The following is an 8,160-nucleotide window of genomic DNA, read 5'->3' as shown; positions in this document are numbered from 1 at the left end:
ATTTAGGGAGAAAATTATACTCATTAAAAGATTATTCAATATAAAACGGTAAAATTACTCTATTGAGAGTGCCTGGTTAATGACTTAAAAGCAAAAAAAGCTTACAAAGCAAAAAGCATATTATTAAAATTATCTTGACAGAGATAAACCGGTTAAAAGATAATTTGAAAGAAAACATTTAAAGAAGTAGGGGATTTTATGGTAAAGATTGTGGAAGTAATACCCGAAAGCCTGGCTTATAAACTCGGTATCAATCCCGGGGACGAGCTTTTGGAAATAAACGGTCAAAAACTTTTGGATTATATTCAGTATAAAACTTTAACTTTAAAGAAAAGTTATACTTTAAAAATTAAAGAAAAAAACGGTAAAATTCGGGAAATTAAGGTTAAAAATTCCGGGTTTGAAGATTTGGGCCTTATCTTTGAAAGTCCAGTTTTTGATGGGATTCGTCAGTGTGAAAACCACTGCCTTTTTTGTTTTGTGCGCCAGTTGCCGCCCGGGATGCGGGAAAGCCTGTATGTTAGGGATGACGACTATCGCTTGTCATTCCTCCACGGAAACTATATCACCTTAACCAATTTAACCGATACGGACTTTCAGAGGATAATTAGAGAACGGTTGTCTCCCCTCTATATTTCGGTCCATGCCACCGATCCTAAAATTCGAAGCCTGCTTTTAGGAAGTAAGAAAGCCGGGGATATTTTAGAAAAATTAGAGTTTCTTGCACAAAACAGTATAGCTTTTCATTTGCAGTTAGTTTTGGTTCCCGGTATTAATGATGGCGAAGTTTTGGAAAAGAGCCTTGCCGATTTAATAAAGTTTTTTCCGGCGGTTCAATCGATTGCTTTAGTACCGGTGGGATTAACCCGCTTTCGGAAAAATAAAAAGTTGCGCCGTTTTACAAAAGATGAAGCTATCGCTGTAGTTGACCTTGCCCTGAAATACAGCCGCAGGTTAAAAAAAGAGCTGGGGACAAGGCTTATTTATCCGTCCGATGAGTTTTTTCTTTTGGCGGAGAAAAAGATACCCGGCCGGGAATTTTACGAGGGATTTCCCCAGTACGAAAATGGAGTGGGAATCGTCAGGGATTTTATTGATAAAATGAAGCGGGCATTAAAAAGATTGCCGGAAAAAGTAATACCGCAAAGGGTTGGACTAATAACCGGAGTTTTAGGCGGAAAGATTTTAGCGCCTTTTGTGGAGCGTTTAAACGATATTCCGGGATTAAACATTACTTTACTTCCTCTGGAAAACGGCTTATTTGGGCCGGAGGTCACGGTAGCAGGACTTTTAACCGGGCACGATATTTTACGGGAAGTTCAACCTAAGAGCTTTGATTATCTTGTAATTCCGGATATAATGGTAAAAGAAGGAGATAATCGGTTTTTAGACGATTTAACCGTTAATGAAGTAGCCTTAAAACTTAAAATGCCCGTATATCCGGTTTTAACGCCTCAGAAACTTTTAGCGGTAATTAAGCAGTTTGGGAGGTGAAAAGATGCGAAAACCGGTGGTAGCAATAGTTGGTAGACCAAATGTAGGCAAATCCACCTTGTTTAACCGCATTATCGGCGAAAGAATTGCCATTGTGGAAGATATCCCGGGTGTTACCCGGGATCGGTTGTATAGCGAAGCCGAGTGGCAGGGAAAGGTTTTCGATTTAATAGACACCGGCGGCCTGGAGTTTTCCGAAGATCTTATCACTACCAAAGTGCGGGAGCAGATAGAAAAGGCTATTGCGGAGTCAGATTTAATTTTATTTGTCTGTGACAGCCGTGAAGGCATTACCTCTACCGATGAAGCTGTTGCCAAAAACCTCAGAAAATCGGAAAAACCGGTGATTTTAGTAGCCAACAAAGTAGATGATTATTTAAATCCCCCCGCAAACTTTTACGACTTATACCGTTTGGGCTTGGGAGAGCCCTTTCCTGTTTCTGCTGCCAACGGTACAAACGTTGGTGACCTTCTGGACCTCGTAATTTCAAAACTAAATTTTCCCGAAGATTATGAAGATGAGGATCCGGTAGTAAAAATTGCCGTAGTGGGTAGACCCAATGTTGGTAAGTCTTCGTTAGTAAATGCCCTTTTAGGCGAAGAGCGGGTGGTAGTGTCGGACATTCCCGGAACTACCCGGGATGCCATAGATACCCCAATGTGGTATCAGGGAAAGCCGTATTTGTTAATTGATACAGCGGGCATGCGCCGGAAAAGCAGGATTGAGGAGGATTTGGAGAGGTACAGCGTTAACCGCTCGATAAAAGCCATCCGGCGGGCCGATGTAGCGCTTTTGGTAATTTCTGCCGAAGAGGGGGTAACGGAACAGGATAAAAAAATTGCCGGACTTATTCATGAATACGGCCGGGGGGTTATTATAGTTGTAAATAAGTGGGATTTAATTGAAAAGGATGCCAAAACTGCCGATAGATACAAAGAACATATATATTTTGAATTGGGATTTTTAAAATATGCCCCGGTAATTTTTGTTTCGGCCAAAACCGGCCAACGATTGAACAAATTAATGGAGCTTGTAGATAAAGTTTCTTTTGAACACCAAAAGCGGGTGGCTACCAGTATTTTAAATCAAGTACTCCGGGAAGCGGTGGGTTTAAATCCACCGCCGGCAGATCGGGGAAGACCGCTGAAAATTTACTATGCCACCCAGATTGAGACGAAGCCACCAACTTTTGCTTTGTTTGTTAATGATGCGGAGCTCATGCATTTTTCTTATTTGAGATATCTGGAAAATGTCTTTAGACAAAATTTCGGTTTTGAAGGAACCACAATTAAGTTTGTTTTACGGGAGCGGGGGAGAACTACTTGATTATTTTAGCTGCTTTACTGGCCTATATCTTAGGTTCGGTACCCTTTGGTTATCTTACCTCAAAATATCTCTGGGGTGTCGATATAACTAAAAAAGGAAGCGGCAATATTGGTGCTACCAATGTTTACCGGAATCTCGGCCCTTATCCTGGAGCTATAACCGCTCTTGGGGATGTGGGGAAAGGGATGTTGGCGGTATATATCGGGTCCCTTTTAGCCGGTGAACGGGGAGCACTGGTAGCATCGTTTTTTGTTGTAATTGGCCATGCTTACTCAATTTTTTTAAAGTTTCATGGGGGCAAGATTGTTGCTACTACTTTTGGGGTTTTAATTATGACCTCCATTAAAGTTACGGTTGTGGTTTTTTTTATTTGGCTTACGGTGATGCTTATTAGCCGTTACGTTTCCCTGGGCTCAATTGTTTGCGGGTTATCAATTCCACTAATTATGCTTTTATTTGGATTAGATTGGTCTTACGTTTATTTGGGAATCTTTCTTGCGGTAATGATTTTTTACCGCCACCGGGATAATATTAAGAGATTACTATCCGGTACCGAAAATAAAATTGGTACCAGGAAAAAAGGCTAACGGGTGAAGAAGCCATGGGTAGTATTAAAGTTGCAGTTCTGGGGGCCGGAAGCTGGGGGACGGCCCTTTCCAATCTTTTAGCCCAAAAAGGTGTAAATACGGTGCTCTGGGGACGGGATGCGGCGGTAATTGAAGAAATAAACAGGGAGCGGGAAAATAAAAGGTATCTTCCAGGGGTAAAAATTTCTCACGAACTAATTGCTAACGCTGACTTAGAATTTGCACTTAAAGATGCTAATTTTCTTGTGGCGGCGGTACCTTCCCAGGCGTTTCGAGACCTTTTACAAAAAATAAAACCGTATTTTAAACCCGAGCAGATTCTGGTCAATACTGCCAAAGGAATTGAAGAAGGAAGCCTTTTAAGAATGTCTGCGGTGTTTACCGAGGTGTTGCCGGAGCACCGCGACAACTATACGATTTTATCCGGTCCCAGCCACGCCGAAGAAGTCGGACGGGGAATTCCAACGGCAATAGTAGTTTCCGGGTATTCTCCGGAAAAACTTCAGGAAGTACAGGAGCTTTTTTCTACCGAATACTTCCGCGTTTATACCAACGATGATTTAACGGGAGTGGAACTGGGCGGAAGTTTAAAAAATATTATCGCCATTGCTTCGGGAATTTGTACCGGACTGGGTCTTGGAGATAATACCCGGGCGGCTTTGGTGACCAGGGGACTTATTGAAATTACCCGCCTTGGAATTAAACTTGGCGCCAGAAAGGAAACGTTTATGGGTTTATCCGGCTTGGGAGACCTTTTTGTAACTGCGGGCAGCCGGCACAGTAGAAATTATAAGGCCGGGATTTTAATCGGTGAAGGTAAATCCTTAGAAGAGACCCAGAAAGAAATAAATATGGTTGTGGAAGGGATTAGAACAACCCGGGCGGCATATCAGTTAGCAAAACGGTTAGGAGTGGAGATGCCAATTACCGAGGCGTTGTATAAAGTGCTGTTTACCGGTCTATCCCCTCGAGAAGGACTTTTTGGTTTAATGACGCGAGCAAAAAAAGAAGAATTAAATTTTTAAAAAACAGTAATAAAACTTCCTTCGCCCCAATATATTTTAGCGAGGATATTAATAAAACCTATCTTGTCCTCAATAAGATTTTAAATATACAGGGCGAAGGAGGTAGCTTATGGAGAGAGTTGACTTATTTCGTGATATTGCCCAAAGAACTGGCGGCAATATATACATCAGCGCTGTAGGACCGGTCCGGACGGGAAAATCTACCTTAATTAAAAAATTCATGGAACTTTTAATTTTACCCAACATTAAAAACGTTTACGATCGGGAAAGGGCCAAGGATGAGCTGCCCCAGAGCGGTGCAGGAAGAACCATTATGACCACCGAACCCAAATTCATTCCCAACGAAGCTATTGAAATTAATATTAACAGCAGCGTCAAAGCCAATGTCCGCTTGGTGGATGTGGTAGGCTATCCGGTAGCTGGCGCTTTGGGTTATGAGGAAGAAGACGGTCCGCGGATGGTTTTAACCCCCTGGTTTGACGAAGAAATTCCCTTTGCGGAAGCGGCGGAGATCGGAACGCGGAAGGTGATTACCGATCACTCTACTATGGCGTTTCTGGTAACTACCGATGGCTCTATTACCGACATCCCCCGGGAAAACTACCTGGCGGCGGAAGAACGGGTGGTAGAGGAGTTAAAGCAACTGGAAAAACCGTTTATTATAGTTTTAAACTCAACCCACCCCAATGCTCCGGAAACTAAAGCTTTGGCAGAAGAGTTGGAGCAAAAGTACGACGTAACGGTAGTGCCGGTAGATGTAGCGGAGATAGGTATAAATGACTTAAACGCCCTTTTAGAGAATCTCTTGTATGAATTTCCGCTGGTGGATGTCAACTTTAACCTGCCCCAGTGGATTGAAGAGTTAGATGCTACCCACTGGTTAAAAGAAAAGTTTACGTCCGCGGTGCATGAAGCTTTAAAAAATGTGAAAAAAGTAAAAGACATCAACAATGCCGTGACCAGACTTTCCGAAAACGAGTATGTGGATAATGTCGAATTAGAAAATCTCGATATGGGTACCGGGCAGGCCAGCATTAAAGTTACCGCCAGAGAAGGTTTATTCTACCGGATTTTGGAAGAAGTTTCCGGCTATGCCATAAGAGGCGAGCACGAGCTGCTGCGGCTCATGAAAGAGTTAAGCTATGCCAAGAAGGAATACGATAAAGTTGCTATAGCCTTAAAAGAAGTAAAGGAAACCGGCTACGGGGTAGTTACTCCACGGCTTGAAGAGATGAACCTGGAAGAACCGGAGTTAATCCGGCAGGGTAACCGCTTTGGCGTAAGACTTCGGGCCAGTGCTCCGTCCATGCACATCATCCGGGCGGATATTACCACCGAGATTACCCCGATTATCGGTACCGAAAAGCAGTGCGAAGAACTGGTCCAGTATATGTTAAAAGAGTTTGAGGAAAATCCCAAAAAAATCTGGGAGTCGGAAATTTTCGGTAAATCCCTCCACGACTTAGTGCGGGAAGGTATTCAGAACAAACTCCACCGGATGCCGGAAAACGCCCAGGTCAAACTTCAGGAAACCCTCCAGCGGATTGTCAACGACGGCGGAGGCGGATTAATCTGCATCATAATTTAACAAAAAACCCGCTCTGTAAAGGGAGCGGGTTTTTGTATGAGTATGCTAATTAAGCTTTATTTGAAGTTTTGCCTTATTAGACATAGGGGTGATAAAGAAAGTTTATACCTATAAAAAAATAATGCAAAAATACAGTAGTATTTTATTGATTAAAAGAATAAAATTCAGTATAGTAATAAAAGGGAATGCATTCCTAAATATGGAATATTTTAAAGGGGAATTTAATGTGAAAAATTTAAAAAAATTGTTTCACTACTATTAATATTAATCTTTAGTTTTACCACATCGGTATATGCTTTTACAGAACCTTGTTTACCAGAAGTTGTTTATTTAAATGATGATCAGAAAAATTTATATCTAAATCTTGTTTTACAAAGTAAAGATTTTAAAAGATTTGAACATTATGTAAAAAAATATGATAGTAATATTAATTTGAGCAACTCTGGTGTGTTTAAAGTAAATAATACGGTTGGTGTTTATATACCGGTTGAAACTAACGTTAATTTTAGTGGATATGTTGCTATAATTGATCCAGTTAAATTTAACATTGTTACTACAAATGGAATTTTAATAAATAAAGAAAAAGATAATTTAAATCGGACTATGATATACAAAGATGGAGAAGTTATATTAAATGGTTTTATGACTGATGATGGAAAATATTTAGATGGTTGGTTTATTAAAGATGGCAAAAAAGAAAAACTTGTTAATTTAAATAACCAAAATGCTAATAAAATAACAATAACTGGCTATAGTTTTTGGGATTGTATGTTTAAATGCACAGCTATTCCATATTTTATTTTGGAAATATTGCGATATCTCTGTGAACTTGTTTGTCAAACCTCTTGTACTTCATTGTGTTATACATGCTTAACAGTTAATGGTATTGCATACTTTACTATATTAAAAGCTTGTTATTTAAAATGTGTAAGTTGTCCTTTATAAAACAAGGGTGTTAAGCTATGACTGAAATAATAAGTCAACCTTTTTTTACCTTTTTAAGTATTTTGAATGTAATTATTTCTTCAACATTAGCTTATTATGCAAATAAAATTAAAGAAAGAAGAATAGTAAAGTTTAAGAAAAAAATATTTCTTAATTTACCAAATATTAATGAGTTAACTGCCTTTTTATCCGCCCTTATACTTACTCATCATATTATTATTGAAAAAATAATACAAAATTATTTTTTCAGTTGGTTAATAATTGTTTCTGCATTATTATTCAACATTGCGGGTATTTTTTTTGTAAGGAATAGTGCTATAAGGGTAGTATTATTTAATTTATTATCTTTTCCTGTTGCAGCAATTCTATTAAAATTAAAAATTCATTAATAGGGGATAAATAAATTGAAAAATCTGTATGAGACTTTTTTGACGCTTTTAGAAAAAAGCGGATCGGGTCGTAACCATCGGCCAAATTAAAGTAACGGTATTGAGGAAAGTTTTTGGTATGAATTCTTCGGCCTGCAAGCTTTTTTGAAGACCTTTTTCTTTTTTATCGATCGATGTTCATTTTTTTACGAATGAAATTCATTTTCTATTTAGGTGGGTATTCTTCCTCCGATACCCACCTTTTTTATGCGTAAATTTACCAAAACATCTTGTCAAACGGGGAAAACAATGTTATAATGTCTACCAATTACGGATAAAAATCCACCCTACAAGGACATAAAGGGGTAGGAAGATGAAAAAAACCAAATTTTTACTGGTGGCTGTGGACATTCTTCCGGAAGCCATCCGGAAAACCGCCGAAGTGAAAGAGCTTTTAAGCAAAAGGCCGGAGCTTACGGTCAATGAGGCGGTGGAAAAGGTGGGGATTTCCCGGAGCGCTTTTTACAAGTATAAAGACGGAGTTTTTCCCTTTTACCATAAAGCTTCGGGAAAAATTATTACTTTGGCGTTAAACTTGGAACACCGGGCCGGGGTTTTATCCAAAGTTTTGAATTTTATTGCCCATATTCAAGGAAATGTTTTAACCATTAATCAAAACTTACCCTTAGGGGGAATAGCCAATGTAACCATCAGCATTGAAACTGAAGAAATGACAGTGACTGTAGATGAACTATTAGATGCCTTAAGCCAAATGGATGGAGTAAACAAAGTGGAGCTTGTGGGTCAAAGCTAAAAATTAGAAAAA

General features: G+C 39.5%; 8 protein-coding genes. All 8 read left to right on the top strand.

Features of this window, described 5'->3' with window-relative positions:
* Window positions 1-198: 198 nt before the first annotated feature.
* The 8 genes from ciss_RS07150 to ciss_RS07115 all read left to right on the top strand — a co-directional run bounded on the left by ciss_RS07150 (window position 199) and on the right by ciss_RS07115 (window position 8,148).
* Window positions 199-1,494: a DUF512 domain-containing protein gene (locus ciss_RS07150; RefSeq protein WP_075865596.1), complete on the top strand. Its 1,296-nt coding sequence runs from the start codon at window positions 199-201 to the stop codon at window positions 1,492-1,494.
* A 4-nt stretch (window positions 1,495-1,498) separates the two neighbouring features.
* A complete protein-coding gene (gene der / locus ciss_RS07145) occupies window positions 1,499-2,821 on the top strand; it encodes a ribosome biogenesis GTPase Der (protein WP_075865595.1) in 1,323 nt (440 codons plus the stop codon).
* Entirely contained in the window at window positions 2,818-3,408 is a 591-nt protein-coding gene (plsY, locus tag ciss_RS07140) for a glycerol-3-phosphate 1-O-acyltransferase PlsY (protein ID WP_075865594.1), read from the top strand. Before der ends, plsY begins: the two co-directional genes overlap by 4 nt.
* Before the next feature lie 23 nt (window positions 3,409-3,431).
* Window positions 3,432-4,433, top strand: a complete 1,002-nt coding sequence (locus ciss_RS07135; RefSeq protein WP_201787780.1) for an NAD(P)H-dependent glycerol-3-phosphate dehydrogenase — start codon at window positions 3,432-3,434, stop codon at window positions 4,431-4,433.
* Window positions 4,434-4,542: 109 nt separating this feature from the next.
* Window positions 4,543-6,021: a stage IV sporulation protein A gene (spoIVA, locus tag ciss_RS07130; protein WP_075865592.1), complete on the top strand. Its 1,479-nt coding sequence runs from the start codon at window positions 4,543-4,545 to the stop codon at window positions 6,019-6,021.
* Window positions 6,022-6,468: 447 nt separating this feature from the next.
* Window positions 6,469-6,966 (top strand): hypothetical protein, encoded by a 498-nt coding sequence (locus ciss_RS07125; protein ID WP_075865591.1) that lies wholly within the window; start codon window positions 6,469-6,471, stop codon window positions 6,964-6,966.
* 17 nt (window positions 6,967-6,983) lie between these two features.
* Window positions 6,984-7,355, top strand: a complete 372-nt coding sequence (locus ciss_RS07120) for a hypothetical protein (RefSeq protein WP_075865590.1) — start codon at window positions 6,984-6,986, stop codon at window positions 7,353-7,355.
* Between the two features lie 352 nt (window positions 7,356-7,707).
* Window positions 7,708-8,148 (top strand): ACT domain-containing protein, encoded by a 441-nt coding sequence (locus tag ciss_RS07115; protein ID WP_075865589.1) that lies wholly within the window; start codon window positions 7,708-7,710, stop codon window positions 8,146-8,148.
* Window positions 8,149-8,160 lie beyond the last annotated feature (12 nt).

It is taken from the genome of Carboxydothermus islandicus, from assembly GCF_001950325.1.
Classification (GTDB): domain Bacteria; phylum Bacillota; class Z-2901; order Carboxydothermales; family Carboxydothermaceae; genus Carboxydothermus; species Carboxydothermus islandicus.
Note: the sequence above shows the minus strand (reverse complement) of the source record. Positions and strands in the feature narration are given on the sequence as shown.

Coding starts and splice junctions, on each gene's coding strand:
- ciss_RS07150 (WP_075865596.1), top strand. CDS start 199: ATGGTAAAGATTGTGGAAGTAATACCCGAAAGCCTGGCTTATAAACTC.
- der (WP_075865595.1), top strand. CDS start 1,499: ATGCGAAAACCGGTGGTAGCAATAGTTGGTAGACCAAATGTAGGCAAA.
- spoIVA (WP_075865592.1), top strand. CDS start 4,543: ATGGAGAGAGTTGACTTATTTCGTGATATTGCCCAAAGAACTGGCGGC.
- ciss_RS07120 (WP_075865590.1), top strand. CDS start 6,984: ATGACTGAAATAATAAGTCAACCTTTTTTTACCTTTTTAAGTATTTTG.
- ciss_RS07115 (WP_075865589.1), top strand. CDS start 7,708: ATGAAAAAAACCAAATTTTTACTGGTGGCTGTGGACATTCTTCCGGAA.